Annotated in this window: 8 protein-coding genes; 4 read left to right on the forward strand and 4 right to left on the reverse strand. The window is 37.8% G+C overall.

Annotation, left to right across the window (positions count from 1 at the left end):
* Positions 1–6: 6 nt before the first annotated feature.
* The 4 genes from AABD74_RS18720 to AABD74_RS18735 all read left to right on the forward strand — a co-directional run bounded on the left by AABD74_RS18720 (position 7) and on the right by AABD74_RS18735 (position 14,456).
* Positions 7–3,519 carry an alginate lyase family protein gene (locus tag AABD74_RS18720; RefSeq protein WP_406843902.1) on the forward strand — a complete coding sequence of 1,171 codons (3,513 nt, stop codon included), beginning with the start codon at positions 7–9 and terminating at the stop codon, positions 3,517–3,519.
* A gap of 131 nt (positions 3,520–3,650) precedes the next feature.
* Positions 3,651–5,084, forward strand: coding sequence for a glycosyl hydrolase family 28 protein (locus AABD74_RS18725; protein WP_232680333.1), 1,434 nt, complete (start codon positions 3,651–3,653; stop codon positions 5,082–5,084).
* A 620-nt stretch (positions 5,085–5,704) separates the two neighbouring features.
* On the forward strand, positions 5,705–11,968 hold the full coding sequence (locus tag AABD74_RS18730) for a LamG-like jellyroll fold domain-containing protein (protein ID WP_406843903.1): 6,264 nt from the start codon (positions 5,705–5,707) through the stop codon (positions 11,966–11,968).
* Positions 11,969–12,314: 346 nt separating this feature from the next.
* Positions 12,315–14,456 carry a beta-galactosidase gene (locus AABD74_RS18735; RefSeq protein ID WP_406843904.1) on the forward strand — a complete coding sequence of 714 codons (2,142 nt, stop codon included), beginning with the start codon at positions 12,315–12,317 and terminating at the stop codon, positions 14,454–14,456.
* Between the two features lie 197 nt (positions 14,457–14,653).
* Here the strand turns inward: AABD74_RS18735 and AABD74_RS18740 are convergent, their stop codons facing one another.
* The 4 genes from AABD74_RS18740 to AABD74_RS18755 all read right to left on the reverse strand — a co-directional run bounded on the left by AABD74_RS18740 (position 14,654) and on the right by AABD74_RS18755 (position 20,602).
* Positions 14,654–16,252, reverse strand: a complete 1,599-nt coding sequence (locus AABD74_RS18740) for a glycoside hydrolase 43 family protein (protein ID WP_406843905.1) — start codon at positions 16,250–16,252, stop codon at positions 14,654–14,656.
* A 17-nt stretch (positions 16,253–16,269) separates the two neighbouring features.
* Entirely contained in the window at positions 16,270–17,586 is a 1,317-nt protein-coding gene (locus tag AABD74_RS18745) for a sugar porter family MFS transporter (protein ID WP_406843906.1), read from the reverse strand.
* A gap of 65 nt (positions 17,587–17,651) precedes the next feature.
* Entirely contained in the window at positions 17,652–18,896 is a 1,245-nt protein-coding gene (locus AABD74_RS18750) for a glycoside hydrolase family 88 protein (RefSeq protein ID WP_406843907.1), read from the reverse strand.
* Between the two features lie 47 nt (positions 18,897–18,943).
* The gene (locus AABD74_RS18755; RefSeq protein WP_406843908.1) at positions 18,944–20,602 is read right to left on the reverse strand and encodes a glycoside hydrolase 43 family protein; all 1,659 of its coding nucleotides are present in this window, start codon (positions 20,600–20,602) and stop codon (positions 18,944–18,946) included.
* Between the last annotated feature and the right edge of the window lies 1 nt (position 20,603).

Raw genomic sequence — 20,603 nt, forward strand, 5'->3', positions numbered from 1 at the left:
TTTCCCATGCCACTCAAGAAAAAAATTATTACCATACTCCTGTTCACTCTATTTTTAGCTGAGGCTCTCTCTGCACAGCAAAAAATAGTCGCTTCAATTGGTGACCCCGCTTTTAAAGATTGGAAAGGGGCTGTAAATATTAAATCAGGCATTGCCACAGTTGGGATTAATCAAACTATTACTTACCAATATCCTGAAGGAAAACAATATCATATAGGTTTTAGAAATATTAGAGAGGATGTCTCGGATTGGAGTGCATTTTCAGGAATTGAATTTGAGGTTTTCTTAAAAGAAGAAAAAAACCTCCAGATCGATATTTCCTTAAAGGTACCAAAGAAAGATGCCAGACAATTGATTGAAGAAACTCACGCAAACACAAGTATTACAGGAAAAGGATGGCATACGGTATATCTTTCCTGGAATACTCTGGATATCAGCGAAGCTCAACGCTTAGGAGTTTTACGTACTATTAAAGAAGTAAATATAACACCTAAATCTTCCATAAAGGGAGAAGTTCAAATTAAGAATGTTCAGCTTAAAAAAGCACAACATACTGCTCTTTTATCTCAAATTAAAGGTAAAGCAGTAAAAAGCGGGCAAAATGCTCTATATGAGGTTCAGGTTGCCAATACAACAAACCAGACACAAGCTGTTCAATTGTCGTTTCAGCGCTATGGATGGGAATCCATGTCTGCAGCCATTAACCCTTCTACTCTGGAACTGAAACCCGGTGAGAGTAAAATTTGTAAAATGCAGGTGTCGGTTCCGCTGACAATGCCTGAAGGCAGCCGTGAAAAACAAGTCCTGCGTGTGACTGCCAACGGAAAAGAAGATACTCCGCTTACTTTCATTACCGCATCTGCTCTCTCAGCTCCTAATATTCTGCATACTGCTGCACGCTGGCAGGAAATTAAAAACAATGTCGATAAGTATCAGTGGGCAAAAAAAGCCCAGCAGGAATACGAAGATATAGCCCGAAGATGGGTGGTTCCCGAAGTGGCTGCTAAACTTACCAATGACAACCCTAACCTGGGCATGCAATTATTTCAAACTCAGGAAGAATTTAATCTTATGGCTGCCGGAATTTCCTATCAATTAACCGGAAAAGAAGAATACGCTCAGAAAATAGCTTTGTTTTTACGCCGTCTTTCTGATCCTCAAAAAGGCTACCCAAGTACTTTTAGAGGATGTCATCAGTCTTTTGTTCAGGAGGGGCATTTCTTTCAGCACATTGTAATGGCTTACGATATGATTCGCCCAGCCAAGGTACTCAGCGAAACTGATACCCAAAATCTGGAAAAAACACTTCGCTTGTTTATTGAAACTGTCGATAAAGGTCAAGGCAGTGGAGCCATCAACAATTGGTTATTGAGCGAAATTACAGGTGCGATGTATTGTGCCTTAGCCCTGCAGGACTGGGATTTAGTTGAGAAAATATTCAATGGCCCGCAGGGAGTTGTTGATCATTTAAAACAAGGTGTAATGAGTGACGGCTGGTGGTACGAATGTACTATTAGTTATAATGTCTGGTGCGCAAGTGAGTTTTCTCAAATTGCTTTAGCCTTGGAGCCGTGGGGACTTGATTTTAAAAACACACGCTATCCTATTGGAACTTCCAAATACTATTCTTTAATGCCTGAATTCAAAGAACCTGGATTATACGGAATGAACTTCGAGAAATGGGGAACGGTAACTAAAAACAGTATCAGTATAAAAGATATGTGGGATGCCATACCTTCATTTGCCGATTATCGAGGTGTAATGTTTGGGGTAAATGATGCGCAGGAAAATATGGTATCTGGACAGCCTTACGAACTTGCTTATTATCTCTACAAAGACCCCGAATATGCATCGATAGTTAATCGTGGAAATAAACGAGACTTGCTTTATGGTTTTGGAGAGCTGCCTCAAACACCTTCGGCACTTCAGACTAAGTCGGCTTTTGCTGATAATATGGGAATCGTTTTACTTCGCTCACAAGCACAGAATCGTCCGGCCAGAGAGCAATTGCAGGCAGCCATTCATTATGGAACCTTTGGAGGATATCATGGTCACTTCGACCGTACCAACCTGCTGCATCTCTCTCGCTATGGAAGAAGTTTCTATAATCCTGAAATGATATGGTACGGATATCCTTCTTATATGTATAAATTCTATGTACAAACCTCTATGTCAAAAAACATGGTTGTGGTAGATCAGAAAATGCAGGAACCTGTGGAGAGTTTTAAAACTTTATTCCACACTGGGAAATTAATGCAGGCGGCTGTTACCGAAACCAATGCACGATGGTCAAATCCTCCCTACGGAGGCATGCAGTATGACTGGGCAGGAGGTATCAGCTTTGCTGAGAAAGCTTTTCAGGAAGGAAGATCAATAGAAATACCCAAAAATGCACCTGCATACGGCGCCGTAACAGATTATACAGAACCTGTACTGCAGCGTCGTTTAATGATTATGACGGATGATTATGTTGTATTGGCCGATTATATTAAAGCTGAAAAAGAACATACTTTTGACTGGCTTTTTCAAATGAAAGGCTTCTCTGATTTAACAGCCGGTACAAAAACATTTCTTCGTCATGACAACCAAATGAATAGTGATCCTTTAGGAAGTGCTCAATTTATAACAGATTGCAGCTGGTGGCAGACAAAAGGAGCTGCAAAAGCTTCCTTTGAAACCTGCTGGGGCAAAGATTGTGACAATACCGGTACCCTAGCGCCAAATAGTGAAGAAGGTGAACTTAAAATTAATGTTACCTCAGCCTGGCCATTGGAAAACGAAATCATGGCGGCCTCAGCCCCTGAAGCTTTAGACATACAAAAACAATTATCGTACAAAGTAAGTGTCGATGGTAAAATACTCACAGAGGCTAAAACAGGAGCTTGGATTCTGGGTCAGGCAAACATTGATTTAACATTAAAAGATGCAAAAGAACTTACCTTAGAAACAAGCTTTACAGGAAGTAAAAAATCAAATATTTTTTGGGCAAATGCACGAGTGGTACTTGCCGATGGAAAAGAAATTAAGGTTTCTGAACTCCCGATGGTTCTCAATAATATTATTCCAAATGAATATAAAGGAAAAGATTATTATGGAGGCCCTGTTAAAATTGGCGGACAGGAATATACAGATAATATTGCTTCAATGACAGGGAACCAAGAGAAACCTGCCACAATCAAAATAGATTTAAGCGGATTAAAAGCTGTAGGTTTCAAAGCTGTATTAGGCTGTGATTTCCCTCTTGGTAATGAAACTCCGCGCAGAAAAACCTATGCCGTACGTGCCAAAGGCAAAACAGCCCGATATTTAAACATCATAGAGCCTTTTGAAAAACAATCTGTTATAAAAGAAATCCAGGCCCTTGATGCCGATCATTTGAAAATCACTCTCATTGACGGGCGTGTACAAGAGATCACTATTAATAATTTTGAAGGTGAGAAAGGAGCCGCTCAAATAGGAATAAAAGAATCAAAAAACGGAAAAATAATTCGTGAAGAACAAACCATCAAAAACAATTAAAAATAGAACTTAAACAAATCGCAGTAATAAGAGGACTAATAAATAATTTGTTCTCTTCTTTGTTTGTTTAATTACCTGAATTACTATGTATTGAAAACACTAACAAAAACCAATTTTTTAAAATTAACCATATGAAAAAAACATTTATAATTTTTCTCTTAAGCTGTATGAGTTTTTCCCTCAATGCACAAGAGCTCATCACATTTCCAGCATCAGACAGCATTCCTCATAATAATGATTTCTCGGTAAAAGTACGTATCGCCGGAGGGCAGTGGCAGGAATTATACGAATATGAAGCCTTGGTAGACATGCACAATGTAACTAAAAGCTCTATGGTTAATTTTGATTTTAAAGGAACTGTCGAATTCTCTGTTACTTATAACCGCGGTAAGGTACAATCTGCCCGCATTCGCCCGCTGTCTTATGGTTTTGAGCCAAAAATAAAAGGCAATACCATTACATTCTCACTAAGCAAACCTGCCAATCTTTCTCTTGAGGTCAATGGGGATATTTTTCATAATCTGCAAATTTTTACTAATTCACCCGAAACTTTCAAACCAGATTCTAAGGATCCTAATGTTATTTATTTTGCTGCCGGGCTTCATAAAGTAAAAGATAATGTATTAAATGTTCCTAGTGGTAAAACCGTTTATCTCGCACCAGGTGCAGTTCTAAAGGCTTCTATACATTGTGAAAACGTTAAGGATATACGCATTTGCGGACGCGGAATTATTTATAAGGCCAATGATGGTGTAGGTGTAAATTTTTCAGATAATATAATCATTGAAGATCTTGTTTTTCTTAACCCCGATCATTATACGGTATCAAGCGGGCAATCTACAAATCTTACCATCAAAAATATTAGATCTTTTAGTGCCAAAGGCTGGGGAGATGGAATTGACTTGTTTAGTAATAACAATGTTGTTATTGACGGTGTTTTTATGAGAAACTCTGATGACTGTATCGCTATTTACGGACATCGCTGGAAATTCTACGGAGACTGTAAAAATATAGTAGTCAAAAATGCAGCGCTTTGGGCCGATGTCGCACATCCGATTTTAATTGGAACACATGGAAATCCTGAACCTGGCAAATCTGAAACGTTAGAAAACATAAAATTTGAGAATATAGATATCCTTAATCATGATGAATCTCAAATTAATTATCAAGGCTGTATGAGTATCAATGTCTCTGATGAGAATTTAGCCCGAAACATTTATTTTGAAAATATTCGGGTAGAAGATTTTGAACAAGGGCAGTTACTGAATCTGCGTGTTACCTACAATAAAAAATATGCAAAAGCCCCAGGTCGTGGAATAGAAAATGTATTTTTTAAAAATATAACCTATACGGGTAAAAATGCAAATATTTCCATCATTGAAGGATATTCTCCCGAGAGAAGCATTAAAAATATTGTTTTTGAAGGCTTAAAAATAAACGGAACTGAAATTTCTGATCAATCCATTAAAAAAGGATATAAACAATTATCTGACTTTGCACGATTCTACGAAGGCTTATACATTGAAGGCCTTGTTTACAAATCTTTAAACGAAACATCAAAATAACCTTTTTCAATCCTTCGGATTTGTAAAAAACTAAAGCGGTGAAAGATATAATTTATTGATTATCTTCTTCATATTAAAAAAAACAGGAATTCTTAAAAAGGGTTCCTGTTTTTTTTATCCAATTGTGTCCTGGCAAAAACTTACGTTTTTCAACTTCAAAGACAATTAAAACCCAGCAATAAACAGTATAAAAAATCACTATATACGTTTTTTATTACTAAATAATAATTAAAAAATACCATTACATCAGTATAGTTCAGAACAGTTGTGTGAATATAAAACAATAATTTTACTACAAACTTCAAAAAAAACTCATTGATTAACAATACTTTAAAACATATTCATGTAGAGTTAAAATAGTTCGGCCGACATATTATATTGAATCGATTTGTAAAACATAATAACCACTTAATAAATCGCATATGATGAAATGAAAATACGAAAAATACAGTTTCTCTTAGAGGTTTTTAAAATCAAAACCACTTCAAAAAATTAAATAAATTCAATTAATAGAAATTGAGTTTTGTTCAATAAAAGATACAATAACCACCTTAAGTTTTTTTATAAAAATAACTAAGACTTAGGAGTATCTATTTCTATAACTAACTAATCTGTAAACAATGAAAAAAAACTATCTTATTTTTATGTATGTTTTTTCGCTGCTGGCTCTTATGTTTACCCAGCGCACTGCAGCACAAAAAACTTTTGTACATCCGGGTATTCCTTTTACCCAATATGATTTAGATCAGCTTAAGATCAATATTACTCAGGAACCCTGGCTTACAGGATATAATGCCCTAAAAGCTGATTCAAGATCTAAACTCAGCTATTCAATGCAGGGCCCTTTTGCTACGGTAACACGTGCTCCTGATTTAAACAATAATGCATGGAAAAGTGATATGATAGCTGTGCACAATTTGACTTTTATGTATGTCTTTACCGGCGATGCAGCTTATGCAGCAAAAGCTACCCAGATATTAGATGCCTGGGCTGTCACTAACACAACCTGGGGCGGTGGTGAAAATATGCTAGATATAGGTGATTATGCACCTTACTTTGTAACAGGAGCTGATATTTTAAAAAGTACATACCCGGGATGGACAGCTGCTAATACGACCCACGTAAATAATTATTTTGCCAATGTGCTTTATCCGGCTTCCTGGGTACCTTATCCACTTAGAGATCATAATAAAGGAGCTATACAGCTGCAAATTGCCTTAAGTATTGCGGCTTTCTTAGATGATGAAACAAAATGGAATCAAGCCATTGAAGTCTATAGAATGGATGCCGGAGGAGGTTTCCGCAACAGTCTGCCTAACGGAGAAGTTGGTGATACCGGTAGAGATGATCACTGGTTTGGGCAAATCTGGGCACTTTCATGGGGTGCAGAGGTTGCCTTTAAACAAGGTGTTGATATGTTTGCCGAACTGGATAACCGCTTATTGCAAATGGGAGAATTATACAACCATTATCGAATAGATCCAAGCGGACTAACATTCATTCCTTTGGGCGGCTATTCTACTTATTATACAGCATTTGCTAATTTATCGGCAAACGGACTGCACCAGCATCCTTTTAATAATATTATAAAAGGTGCTTATTCCCTTCGAAAAAACATACCAAATCCTTATACCGAACAAATGCGAACAATGGTAGGTGAAGGTGCATGGTCTTTTTTATATTTAAAATCATCTGATAGTTCAACAGCAACAGCAATGACGCCGATAATTTATCCCTCAGATAATGGAGTACCTGTTAATTATCTCACCAACACCGACATTGGTAATCCCGGAATGATTGGAAGTGTAAGTTATAATGCCGGAACCTGGACTGCCAAAGGATCGGGAACTGCGGCTTCAAATGCTAATAATTTCACTTTTAAACCTATTAAAGGCGATGCTTCTATTGTAGTAAAAATTGAAAGCAGCTCTGTCAGTAATGCTGTTTCGGGGCTTATGATCCGTGAATCCTTAGCTTCAAATTCTAATTATGTGTCTTTAAATCTTTCCTCAACAAACGGAATTACTTCAAGCGCATCAGGTCAAACTGCACAAACTGCCGGTGCTCACTGGCAGCCAAGAGTACCATGGTGGCTCAAATTAGAACGTGTGGGCAACAGAGTATTTACCTTTCATTCTCATGACGGGATAAACTGGTCTAATAATGCATTATACATTATGACAATACCTGCAGATGCCTATATTGGGTTTTACACTATTTCTAATAGCACTACAGTATTAAATACTGCGACATTTACAAATGTTGCAATTAATAATACATTCCCTGTTGGTTCTCCTGAAATAAACAGTGCTGTTTCAGCAAGCACCACCCTGGGGACACCATTTAATTTTAATGTCACAGCCAATGGCACCCCGACTAATTTTGCCGCTGCTGGTTTACCGGCCGGTCTTAGTATTAATGCTTCTACCGGGGTTATTTCCGGCACACCAACTGCTATAGGCAAAAGCACTGTACTCTTAACAGCCGCAAATGCAAATGGCAGTGCTAAATCTTCCTTAATTATTGATATTATCTCTAATGAAAATCCTGTGGCAATTAGCACTTTGGCTGCAAATTCTCTTAATTCAACTATAAAACTCACCTGGTCCGCAGCCGCAAATGCCACGAGTTATAATGTTAAGCGTTCATTAACCGCTGGAGGACCCTATACTACAATTCAAACAGGCATAAGCGGCACATCATTTATTGATCCAAACCCTGCGTATGAAGTCAATAATTACTATGTGGTAACAGCTTTAATTGGTACAAATGAGAGTGCCGCATCTAATGAAGTTTTTGCATCTATACCTCCAGCGGTACCATCCAATCTTACGGCAGTGAATCAATCCGGACAAATTACTTTGAACTGGACTTTAGCTGACGGCGCCTCAACTTATAAAATAAAACGTGCGGCAATTAGTGGAGGTCCATATACAGAAATTGCATCAGTTTCAACAAATTCTTATACTGATACTGCCCTTACCAACGGAACAGCTTACTATTATGTTGTTTCTTCAAAAGGAACTACTCTGGAAAGCGCTAATTCAATCGAAGTATTTGGCAACCCCGGAACAAACAGCTTGACATGGAAGAATATCCCTGTCAGCAATGTATTTAATTTATCCGAGAACTGGGAAGAAAATACCACACCAGCCAGTCCCGCCATTTTAACATTTAAAAGAACAGATAGCGGCACCTCTTTAACTAATGACATCTCAGACCTTACTGTTTCAAGAATCCTTTTCGACACAGATGCTTCGAATTTTACAATTGCAGGTAATAGTATTGCTCTTAAAAGTGATCTTGTAAACAATTCGGCACAAGCTCAGACACTCAACACTCCTATTATCTTAAACGGACAACTTAGTGTCAATACAAAATCAGGCAGTATAGCACTTGGCGGAGTTATAAGCGGCACAGGCGGTATCGTTAAAACTGGTACTTCTGCCCTTATCATGTCTGGTGCCAATACCTATTCCGGCAACACCATTGTCCGCGGGGCTTCAGTTTATGCATGGGGATCAACAGACGGTATTCAAATTATTGGAAATGGAACTGGTACTCCGAGCAATCCTTTATCCGGCCCTTTAGGAAAAGGTAAAATTATTATGGAAGGCGGAGCCTTATACAGCTCCTTAGCTACTACCACGGCTGCAACACTTTATAACGATATAGAAGTACCCGCAGGTAAAAGCGGATACTTTTATGAACGTTCAGCAAGTATAAATTTATACGGAAAACTAACTGGAGGCGGGACAATCTATAATGATGGATCTGATAATTTTTCAGCAATAAACCTTTATGGAAATAACAGCTCGTTTACAGGTACATTCATCACTAAACTCAGAAGCGGTCAGCATCGTTTGGGATTCATGGTTCCTGAGGCAGGAAGCGCAAATGCATACTGGCTTTTAGATGCAGTGGGAGTAGATTGTCATCGAATTATGTTTAGCTCGGGAGTACTTGAATTTGGTGCTTTATCCGGCAGAGGAGGATTTCGTCAAAATGTTGCCGGTACACCTATTATTAGAATCGGGGCATTAAATGCAAATACTAATTTTGGCGGATCATTTGCAAATGCAAGCGGAACATTATCTATTGAAAAAATTGGTACAGGAACACAAATCTTCTCAGGAAACAGTACCCATACGGGAACAACTACAATCCTAAACGGAACTTTTTTATTAAATAACGGTTCAAATGGTTCTTACTCGAGTCCAATTGTTGTAAAAAATGGCGCTTTTGGAGGCAGTGGAAAAAGCACCGGAACCCTTACAGTTGGCAGCAGCACTGATACAAGCAGTCAAGCTTTTCTTGTACCGGGAACCGATGGAACAATAGCTGCATTCACAACCACTAACGCCATCCTTAATGCTAATGCGACCTACAAGGCAGATATTAGCAGTACCGGAAGTGTTTCTGATAATCTTATTGTTACAAAAATTACCCTGAACCAGCCTACATTAATACTAAATGATATTGCTGCAGGTTCATTACCTTTGGGTACAGCTTTTACAATTATTGATAATACAGGAACCGACCCCGTATCTGGAACATTTAAAAATTTACCTGAGATGTCACTGATAAGTATTGCCGGACATGATTTCCGTATTACTTACAAAGGAGGAACCGGTAATGATATTAAACTAGTAGACGATCGTACACAACCATTAGTGATTACAAGTCCGGAAACTGCTATTACTCTGGTTGGAAAACCATATTCTTACACCATCACGGGTATAAAATCTCCAACTAACTTTAATAGTACAGGTCTTCCTGCTGGTTTAAGCATTGATACCTCAACAGGTATAATATCAGGAACACCTTCAGAATCTGGTATTTTCCCTATTACTTTAACTGCTTCAAATGCTTCTACAACTGCTACCGCTGCATTAAAATTAACAGTGCAGAGTAATATTGTCGGCGGAGTAATAGTGGGTTCCGGAGATGCTAAAAACATCATAGAATGGGAACCTGTTATGGATTTAAATTATAATATTAAAAGATCTAATACCAGCGGCGGCCCTTACACAACTATTGGTAACAGCACAACTGCAAAATTTACCGATACAACTGTCACAAATGGAAACACATATTATTATATTGTTTCTTCTGTAGATAACAATGTTGAAAACCCAGCAAGTGATCAAGTGACGGCATTACCAAATATTGGACAAATTAGCTATTTGAAATTTGATGAACAAAACGGCACTCGTTTAATTGACAGCTGGGGAGCCCAGCACGGAACTCTTACTCCTGCTGCTGCACGAAATACTGGTAAGTATGAACAAGGTGCAAAATTTGACGGTACAGCCAATTCTTATGCGACTCTACCGGCAGATGTCGTAAGTGCATTATCTGATTTTACAATATCTTCATGGGTAAAAATGGATGCTTTGGCTAATTGGATGCGTGTATTTGATTTTGGAACAGGAACATCAAAATATTTATTCTTATCTGTTCAGACAGGAAGTGCCGGATCAGTACGTTATGCTATTAAAAACGGAGGCGGCGAGCAGGGTATTACCTATAATTTTGCTATTCCGCTTAATACCTGGACACATTTTGCCATTACTCAATCTGGTAATACCTGCAGTATGTATATTAACGGAACACTCGTTTCAACCAATACCGGGGTGAATATAAAACCTAGTACAATTGGCAGTACCAATCAAAATTATCTGGGCAAATCACAATGGAATGATCCAATGTTTAACGGTACAATTGACGAGTTCAAGATTTACAGCAGGGCATTAACTGCTTCTGAAATTGCTGAGGCTTCTAAACTGAGCCAAACTATTGCTCTTAGTCCAACTTCTGAAAAAGAATTAGGCGAAACTGATTATGATCCCGCTAAAGCCAGCTCAAACCTGCCCGTAAATTATACCAGTTCAAACACAGCGGTGGCAAGTATTGTTGAAGGGAAAATTCATCTTCTTGCAGCGGGAACTACTACAATTACTGTTTCGCAAGCTGGAAATGAAAACTACAATGCAGCCAAGAGTGTAAACCAGGAACTTACTGTTAACAAAGTATATTATATTGATGCTGATCACGATGGTTTTGGATCATCAACAACAGTCTTGTTACCTGTTAATGAAGCTCCTGAAGGTTATTCTACAAATAACTTAGATTGTGACGACACTAAAATTCTATATACAGATAATGATGGAGATGGTTTAGGAGCCGGAGATTCTGCCCCTTGCGGAGTAGAGAATAACAATGATTGTGATGATACTAATCCTATTGAATTAACATCTTCAATACCTGATATTTTCGCAATTGACAATACACAAGAAAAAAATACCCTTTATATTGGTTATGGCCCTTCTTCGCTTTCCATAAAAGCTATCCCTGCCGGTGGAACAGCACCTTATTCTTATGCATGGAGCAACAGCAATACACAGCAGACTATTACTGTTTCGGCAGCCGGGACATATACTGTAGTAATAACCGATGCCAAAGGCTGTCAAACCTCTGCTTCTATTGATATTAATACTGTAAATGTACAATGCGGAATATTAAATAATAAAGTCTCAGTATGTCATAACAATATAGAGATTTGCCTTAGCCCAAACGCTGTTCAGGCACATTTGCAGCATGGGGACAAATTAGGAAGTTGTAACAATACTCCAATATGTACTATTTTTGAAAAAGTAACGATTCATCCAAACCCTGTTACCACTACTTTGAATGTTGAAGTAAATGAGGTATACAGCGGTGCAGTTCTTGAATTATACAATATTATAGGCTGGAAAGTCGCATCTGAACCTTTAACAAACACTACCCAGCAAGTATCTATGACAGGACTCGCTAAAGGTGTTTATTTCTTACATGTCAAAAATGGAAAACATTATACTATAAAAAGTATTCTTAAAAAGTAATTAAATTGAATTAGAATGAAAGCCGTCTCAAAAAAAATAGACGGCTTTTTTTATAAGTAATACCACTTTTGTCTATTATCGAACTTTCACTCACAACCATTGTCAGCCTGGGTTTGAAATGGAAAAAACTGCCTTAAATTTGCTGCTGGCTCAGATAGAAAATAAATAAGACCGGCAAGATCTGCAGACTTTTTACTTATCATCACAAATTCTTAAAAAAAGACTGAACCGAAACAATTTAACCAAATAACAGTTATTCTTTAAATATTGAGTTTTAACAAACAGTTCAGAATAGTAATTGTTCAATTAAAATATACTTTTGGAATACACATAATTTTAATTTATCATGCAACAGATAAATCAGATCTTAAAAATATTTTACTACAGTCTTATTCAAAGCAATAAGACAGCTGCAGTTATAATGCTGCTGCTCTCACAAATGTCTTTCTCTCAGAACCCGGAAGCTTTTTTTAATAAAAAAGACCCGATGCTTGTAGGAAGCTATTACTACCCTGAACAATGGCCTGAAGCAGACTGGGAAAGGGATATCAAAAAAATGTCAGAGTTAGGTTTCGAATTTACTCATTATGGTGAATTTGCCTGGTCGACAATGGAACCCGAGGAAGGAAAATACAATTTTGAATGGCTGGATAAAGCTGTTGCCCTTGCGGAAAAGTATCATCTTAAAGTGGTATTATGCACTCCAACTCCGACTCCTCCGGTATGGCTTACACAAAAACACCCCGATATACTGATGGTCAATGCAGAAGGGCGCACCATTCAGCATGGAGCCAGACAGCAGGCATCCTGGTCCAGCAAAACCTATGAGCAATACTGGTCCAAAATTGTAACACTGCTGGCCAAACGCTATGGCAGCAATAAAACTGTCTGGGGATGGCAGATTGACAATGAACCTTCTCATTATGGCGCTTCTTTTGATTATAGCGAAAATGCACAAATCTCTTACAGAGAATGGCTGAGAAGTAAATATAAAAACATTGAAAACTTAAATAAAGTCTGGGGAAATTCTTTTTGGAGTCAGGCCTATAATAATTTTGAGCAGATACGAATTCCTAATCAGAAAGAACTCGTACAACAGGCCAATCCGCATGCCATTTTAGATTTTAAACGTTTTACTGCCGATGAAGCTGCGAGGTTTATTATCTCACAGAAAAATATATTACGAAAATATATTAAACCCGCACAATGGGTAACCACCAATTTGATGCCACTGCATTCAGCCGTAGATCCGCTGAGAATGAAAGATCTCGATTTCCAGACTTATACCAAATATCTCGCAGAAGGTTATGACTTAGGACAAGGAGTACAGGGTTTTCGTATGGGATCAGCAGCCAGTATTGGATTCTCTAATGATTTTTTCAGACCTATTAACGGCGTGAGCGGTGTAATGGAACTTCAGCCAGGGCAGGTAAACTGGGGATTGTTTAACCCTCAAACGATGCCCGGAGCCGTACGAATGTGGATGTATCATGTGATGTCAGGAGGTAATAAATTTGTGTGCAACTACCGCTTCAGACAGCCGTTATCGGGAGGAGAACAATATCACTACGGTATAATGAAAACAGACGGCATCACAGTAAGCCGTTCCGGAAATGAATACATTAAGGTAATCAAAGAACTAAAAGAGCTGCGTACAGCATATAAACCTGAAGTAAAAACGCCCGAAGCACTTCTGAAAAGAAAAACGGCAGTTTTATACAATCCTGATAACCGATGGGAAATGGAATATCAGCCGCAGACCAATCAATGGGATTATATGGCACACGCTGGCCGTTACTATAAAGCACTTAAATCATTTGGCGCACCGGTAGATGTGATTGACGAAAGCAAAGATTTCTCTGATTATCCTTTTTTGATAGCACCTGCATATCAGCTTCTGGATGAAAAGCTTACAGCAAGGTGGAAAACTTATGTTGAGAATGGAGGGCACCTGGTTCTTACTTGCCGCACAGGCCAGAAAGACAGAGAGGCGCATCTCTGGGAAGCTGTATTTCAAAAACCAATACTGGAATTAATTGCTGCTGAGGAAATCTATTTTGACCTCCTGCCTGTTTCTTTAATGGGAAAAGTTAAAATGGATAAAAACTTTTATGACTGGAACAATTGGGGCGATATTATAACCCCAAAGAATAACACTGTAGTCTGGGCAGAATATGACGATCAGTTTTATAAAGATAAAGCGGCTGTACTGCACCGACAGCTTGGCAAAGGAACTGTGACTTATATAGGAGCTGATACAGATGATGGAAAACTGGAAAGGCAGGTACTTAACAAGATATTCAAAAAAGCCGAAGTACCTGTTCTTTCACTACCGGAAGGTGTACTGGTAGAATACAGTAACGGGTTTTGGTTTGGACTAAACTATTCTTCTGAAAATCAAGAAATCCCTGTACCTGAAAAGGCAAAAATATTGATTGGACAAAAAAATCTTAAACCCGCAGAGGTTGTTATCTGGCAGGAACAGTAATAGAATAAATCTAAAAGAAATAAGCCCGATATTGTATCGGGCTTATTTCTTTTAGATTTAATTATAAATTCGTCCAAAATTTTGAATGCATTATAAAATCATTGATGGAATAAAGAACGGTCTTAAATATATTAAATACTCAAAAAACTTAAACACTATTCTATCCCTTTATTCTTTTCCTTATCCAATAAAATTTATTATTTCTCTAAACGATAATTAAAATAATCTATATCTAAGTATCCTGTATCTGAATCATTATTGTATGTATAAATACCTATTCTATCACCGCGATATGAACCCCACATAAGTTGATAAGGATCACCAAATGGAATAAATTCTGATCCATCTGTACTGTAATAAAATTGGCTTATTCCGTCTAGTCCCCATATTGATTTTAACCACAAATTATTGCTCAAAATAGTATCGCCCGATACAACTGAGTTTTTAGTTTTATATTCTATTTTTTTTACCACACCATCATACACTACACCTAAAGATGCATAGTCAGGAGAACCAAAATGGGTTAATCCTGATTTTTGGCCTTTAGTCATTCCTTGTAAATCTAACTTAACAATAACTTCATTAAACGAAGTTCTAAAAGAACGCTGCGTTATGGTATTACCTGCTTTTACTATATTATTTTCCTCTAAAGGCCGAAAAGCTTTTAATCTTAGCCATCCCTTACGTTCTGTTAATGACCATTTATCAGCTCTGGGCTGATAATTCCATTCCCATTGTTGAGTAAGTTTTGTTGTATTGAAATCGTCACTTGTTTGCGGCTTTATCTTTTTCTTTCCCGAAACAGGTTTCTTTCCTGACCAAACCATTGAACCAATCTGATTACTATCCGGATTTCCTAAAATTGGCCATCCATCTATCCATAAAACGGGCAGTAAACTCATATTTCTGCCGGACCAGTCACCAGTACCGTGATGCGTCAAAAAATACCAATCTCCGTTTTGAGTTTGAACAATCCCTCCCTGATTGGGTTCATTATATTCCTTTTGAGCGTAACTTAACTGCTTTGGTCCTTCATATGGGCCGTAAATACTCTTAGACCGTTCCATCATTACTACCCTTCCACTATCTTTAACCTCAGAAAAAAAGTGATAATAAGTATCCTTAATTTTTAATAGCTTGTTGGCCTCACTCCCTTTAGACTGATATAATATCTTATCTGATTCTTTAATCAATTTTTTACCATCAGAAGTCATTTTAAACAGATGTATTTTATATCCATCGGCAAAGTTGGTTCCTATAAAATAACCTTGTCCGTCATTATCCCAAAACGGGCAGCCATCATCCCATCCTTTTGCTGCGAGAACCTGAGTAACCGGCTCCCATGGACCTTCTGCTTTTGGCGCCGTTGTCATAAAATAGCCTTGATCGGGATCGCCAAAATAAATCCAAAATTTACTCTGATGATAACGAATAGCTCCTGCCCAAATACCTCTGCCATAAGTATTCATCTTATCCCAATTCATCTCTGGTGAAATTTTTGTAATATCATTCACCGCATGGCTGATGATACTCCAATTCACTAAATCCTGAGAATGTAAAATAACAAAACCGGGAGAATATTGAAAAGTTGAAGAAACTGCATAGTAATCCTTCCCAACCCTTATACAGTCCAAATCACTATAATCAGCCGGAATTATTGGATTCTTATACGTTCCATCGTTTTGATCTCCCCAAGCCTGCCAATCTCCCCATTTTACTTTTTCCTGCGAAAAAGCACCATTAATTCCAAATAGAAATAAACAGATGAAAAGTATAAATTTTAATCTTTTAAACATCAGTTTTTATTTTTCTGTTACTGCTTAAAAACCGTTTCCTGCAGTTCTTCCAAAGATTTTCCTTTGGTTTCCGGCATCATAAAGATGACAAAAAGCAACTGGAACACCATCATTACAGCAAAGATCAAAAACACAACCCCTGCTCCAATTGTAGAGAATAAAAATGGAATCATCGAGGGGATAATGGCTGCCAAAACCCAGTGCGTTGATGAGCCAAACGCCTGTCCGCCGGCACGTAAGTGATTTGGGAAAATTTCAGAAATAAACACCCAAATTACAGCTCCCTGCCCGATAGCATGTGAAGCAATAAACATAAAAAGAAAAATAGGCACTGCCATTCCTTCCCACTTAAGAAAGAAAGCTGCAGAGACTAGTCCCAAAGAAATAATATATCCCACAGATCCAATATACATCAATACTTTCCGTCCGAGAACATCAATAAGGAAAACCCCAAAAAGTGTAAACACAAGATTAGTCAGACCGATACCTACACTGCTCATAAGTGCGGCGCTCTCTTCTAAACCTGCTTCTGCAAAAATTCTTGGCGCATAGTACAAAAAGGCATTAATTCCTGAAAATTGATTAAATACTGCAATTAAAAAGGCTAAAAGCAGTGGGAATCTGTATTTCTTCAAGAAAATAGTTTCTCCTTTTTGATCTTCATTTTCACCAACATGCATCTCAAGCATCAAATCTTCCATTTTAGCTGATGGATCAATTTTCTGCAGGACTGTTTTTGCTTCATCAAGTCTTGATTTAGAAAGCAGCCATCTTGGACTTTCCGGAATACCAAAAACAATTATAGTATAGAAAAATGCCGGAAAAGCCATTACTCCAATCATCCATCTCCATGCATTTTCACCAGCATCTCTCAGGAGATAATTAGATAAAAATGCTATCAAAATACCTAGTACTATATTAAATTGATACAGCGATACTAAACGCCCTCTGTCTTTTGCAGGTGCAATTTCTGATACATAAGCAGGTGCTGCAATTGTTGAGGCGCCAATTCCTAATCCTCCTAAAAAACGGAAAAAAGCAAAAGTCCAAGGGTCGTTAGCCAGTGAAGAACCTATGGCCGAACCTAAAAATAAAACTCCTATCCAGATAAGGGTCTTTTTCCTGCCGATTGTATTGGTTGGAATCCCGCCAAAAATTGCTCCTATTACTGTACCCCATAATGCCATTGCCATTACTACAGATCCATGAAAAACATCTGAAGTATGCCAAAGCTCCTGTAATTTTGTGTCAGCACCCGAAATCACTACAGTATCAAAACCAAAAAGAAAACCTGCGAGGGCGGCCGTGATTGACCATAAAAATATTTTATTCATAATTATTATTTGATTAGTTTAATTATCAACTGTATTGTGATTCATACTGCTGATACTATTTGTGGTTATTTTTTCAACGTAATTTCTTTAGCCGGAAAAAGAGGTGTAAACAAATCCTTCCCAGCCTTAAGTTTCTTTAAACGGAGCAGTGCTTCTATATAATAATAATCGGCATAAATAATAGAATAATCAATTTCGCTTTTATTAGGATAATGACCCGTTGAATGAAGCAGGAATGCCGGGTTTTTATTACCGCTTTTATATCTTTTCGTTGACAATTCCTTCAGCATGCCTTCAGCTTTACTTAAATATTCTTTTGCAAGCTCCTTATCGGCAGTATAAGTAGAAAGTTCGATTAAGCCTGATGCTGTTAAGGCTGCTGCAGAAGCATCTCGGGGTTCTTTTGTAATATTTGGGACATCAAAATCCCAATAAGGAATTAAATCTTTTGGCAGACGATCCAGATATACTTTTGTCACCTTATGAGCAAAATCTAAAAATTTAGGGTCTTTGGTTTCTCTGTAAACCATGGTATAACCGTAAATAGCCCAGCCCTGTCCTCTGGCCCACATACTTTCATCAGAATAACCCTGATGCGTAACTGCTTTTATCTTCTTCCCGGTCACAGTATCGTAAACTACTACATGATAAACAGAATTGTCAGCCCTAAACTGATTCTCCATAGTTACCTCAGCATGTTTAACTGCCATATTATATAATGATTTACCGCCGCCGTTTTTTGATGCTTCAAACAACATTTCCAAATTAATCATATTGTCTATAATGGTATTATGAGGCCAGTTCATTTTCTCACGCATACCAGGCCAGGACAAGATTGTGCCTGCTTTAGGATTGTATAATTTAGACAATGTATCAGAAGCTTTTACGAAAATATCTTTATATTCTTTGTTACCGGTTAGCCTGTAGCCGTTTCCAAAACTGCAGTACATTTGAAAACCAAGGTCATGATCTGTTGCGGTACGCATTGCCAAAGGGGTTAAAAAACGGCTGTATTTATCTGCCTTTTCTTTCCATTTAACATCTCCTGTATATTCATAAAGATACCACAAGATCCCTGGCCAGAAACCACTCGTCCAATCCTCATATCCTACAAAACGCCATTGCTTAGATCCCGGGGCTATATTTCTGGGAATAGCTAAAGTATCTGGCATAACGGCAAGAGTTTTATTGGCTTGAGCAACGCAATAATCTAAATTTTTATCTATATCAAAATTCTTCTTCTCATCTCTTTGAAAACTGACCATTGCAATTATTACTGCAAAAAAAAGGATCTTCTTAGTTATTTTCATTTATTACAATTTTTAATTTTATTCTTTTCTTATACTTTAATTCTAATTTATTTCGAAACTTTAAACCAGTCAAAATCAGCATAACTGCCCATTCTTACATTGGCTTCACTCATTGAAAACAACCCCATTTTGGCACTGATCCATAAATCTTTCTGTGCTTTAAAACCTTCGCCTATTGGCATAAATTTTTTACCGTCTTCACTATAACTGAACAAACACAAAGCATCTGGCCATACAACTTCCATTCTTAAAAAAATCTCGTTTTTTTGAAGCTTTTTCTTTTCAATTACTTTCTCTTTCGAACCCTTTATCGCTTCATTGCAAATCACCTGCTTTACCCAAAAGCTTCCCTCTTCATAAGTGATTCCCGCATAAGCGTAAGATTGTCCCATCATCAGGATACCAGCTGTTTTTCCCTCAGCATTCCACTCAATATTAAGTTTCACTTTAGTGGTTGTTGTGAAACTCTCTGCCGGTAATTTTTGTAATAATAAATTTGGAGCATCCCATAAATTTGGAAGCTGCTTTTTACTAATGCAAAACAGTCTTAAATAATCAGTTCCCAGAATCTGGGCACTCCATGTAATTGAAGGATTACCATACCACTGCCATTGGATGCCGGGTTTTCCATCGTTGAAATCGTCTGATTCCTGAGGTGTAACAATAGGATATGTTTTTCCTACTGCCGGTTTTTTATAACTTAAAATAGGTTCCCCAACGCCATTACCGTCAAGATCCCTGCCCATAAGCGGCCATCCGTTTGTCCATTTAATTTCCTGCAGATGAAGAACTCTTCCATAAACTCCTTTATCCTGAAAATGCATAAACCACGAATCTCCATTTTGAATAGTGACCCATGCACCCTGATGAGGCCCGTTTATCTTGGTGCTTCCTTGTTCTAAAACTATTTTTTCTTCATAAGGGCCATATATATTTTTTGACCTTAAAACCAGCTGCCATCCTGTTTCGACTCCGCCTGCCGGAGCAAACACATAATAATAACCGTCTTTTTTATAAAGTTTAGGCCCCTCAACTGTATGGTGTTTATCATGTCCGTCAAATATGTGCCTGCCTTGATCAACTACTGCTGTTCCTTCACTGTTCATCTCATTGATCGTGAGCAGACTGTTTATGCCCGCTCTGCTTCCTGCCCATCCGTGAATTAAATAGGTTTTATCTCCATCCCATAATGGACACGGATCGATTATCCCTTTTCCTTCCATTACCAAAACCGGTGTTTCCCAGGCTCCTGCCGGATTCTTTGTTTTAACCATATAAACCCCAAAATCAGGGTCTCCCCAATAGATGTAGAATTCTTTTTTATGATATCGAATTGACGGCGCCCATACTCCTTTACTGTGCTGGGGAATATCAAAAACTTTTTCAGGAACAATTTTATTAATTGCATAATTGATAATAGTCCAGTTCACTAAGTCCTTCGAATGAAGGATAGGCAGTCCCGGCGCACAGTTAAAACTACTTGCGGTCATATAAAAATCATCGTCAACCCTAATAACATCAGGATCAGAATAATCTGCATGCAGTATGGGATTGGTAAATGTACCGTCGCCCTGATCAGACTTCCAAACCTCTGACACATAAGCTGCTTTGTCAGGCATTGCTGCATTTTTAATATTCTGGCTTATAGAAATACTATTATTAAGTACCAAAATAAAAAGGGCAGAAAATATTTTTTTATTTATCATC

The sequence above is a fragment of the Flavobacterium soyae genome (genome assembly GCF_045348165.1).
Taxonomy (GTDB): domain Bacteria; phylum Bacteroidota; class Bacteroidia; order Flavobacteriales; family Flavobacteriaceae; genus Flavobacterium; species Flavobacterium soyae.

What these genes read in the sequence shown, in the direction of transcription:
- AABD74_RS18720 (WP_406843902.1), top strand. Translation starts at nt 7, where the DNA reads ATGCCACTCAAGAAAAAAATTATTACCATACTCCTGTTCACTCTATTT.
- AABD74_RS18730 (WP_406843903.1), top strand. Translation starts at nt 5,705, where the DNA reads ATGAAAAAAAACTATCTTATTTTTATGTATGTTTTTTCGCTGCTGGCT.
- AABD74_RS18755 (WP_406843908.1), bottom strand. Translation starts at nt 20,602, where the DNA reads ATGATAAATAAAAAAATATTTTCTGCCCTTTTTATTTTGGTACTTAAT.
- AABD74_RS18740 (WP_406843905.1), bottom strand. Translation starts at nt 16,252, where the DNA reads ATGTTTAAAAGATTAAAATTTATACTTTTCATCTGTTTATTTCTATTT.
- AABD74_RS18735 (WP_406843904.1), top strand. Translation starts at nt 12,315, where the DNA reads ATGCAACAGATAAATCAGATCTTAAAAATATTTTACTACAGTCTTATT.
- AABD74_RS18750 (WP_406843907.1), bottom strand. Translation starts at nt 18,896, where the DNA reads ATGAAAATAACTAAGAAGATCCTTTTTTTTGCAGTAATAATTGCAATG.
- AABD74_RS18725 (WP_232680333.1), top strand. Translation starts at nt 3,651, where the DNA reads ATGAAAAAAACATTTATAATTTTTCTCTTAAGCTGTATGAGTTTTTCC.
- AABD74_RS18745 (WP_406843906.1), bottom strand. Translation starts at nt 17,586, where the DNA reads ATGAATAAAATATTTTTATGGTCAATCACGGCCGCCCTCGCAGGTTTT.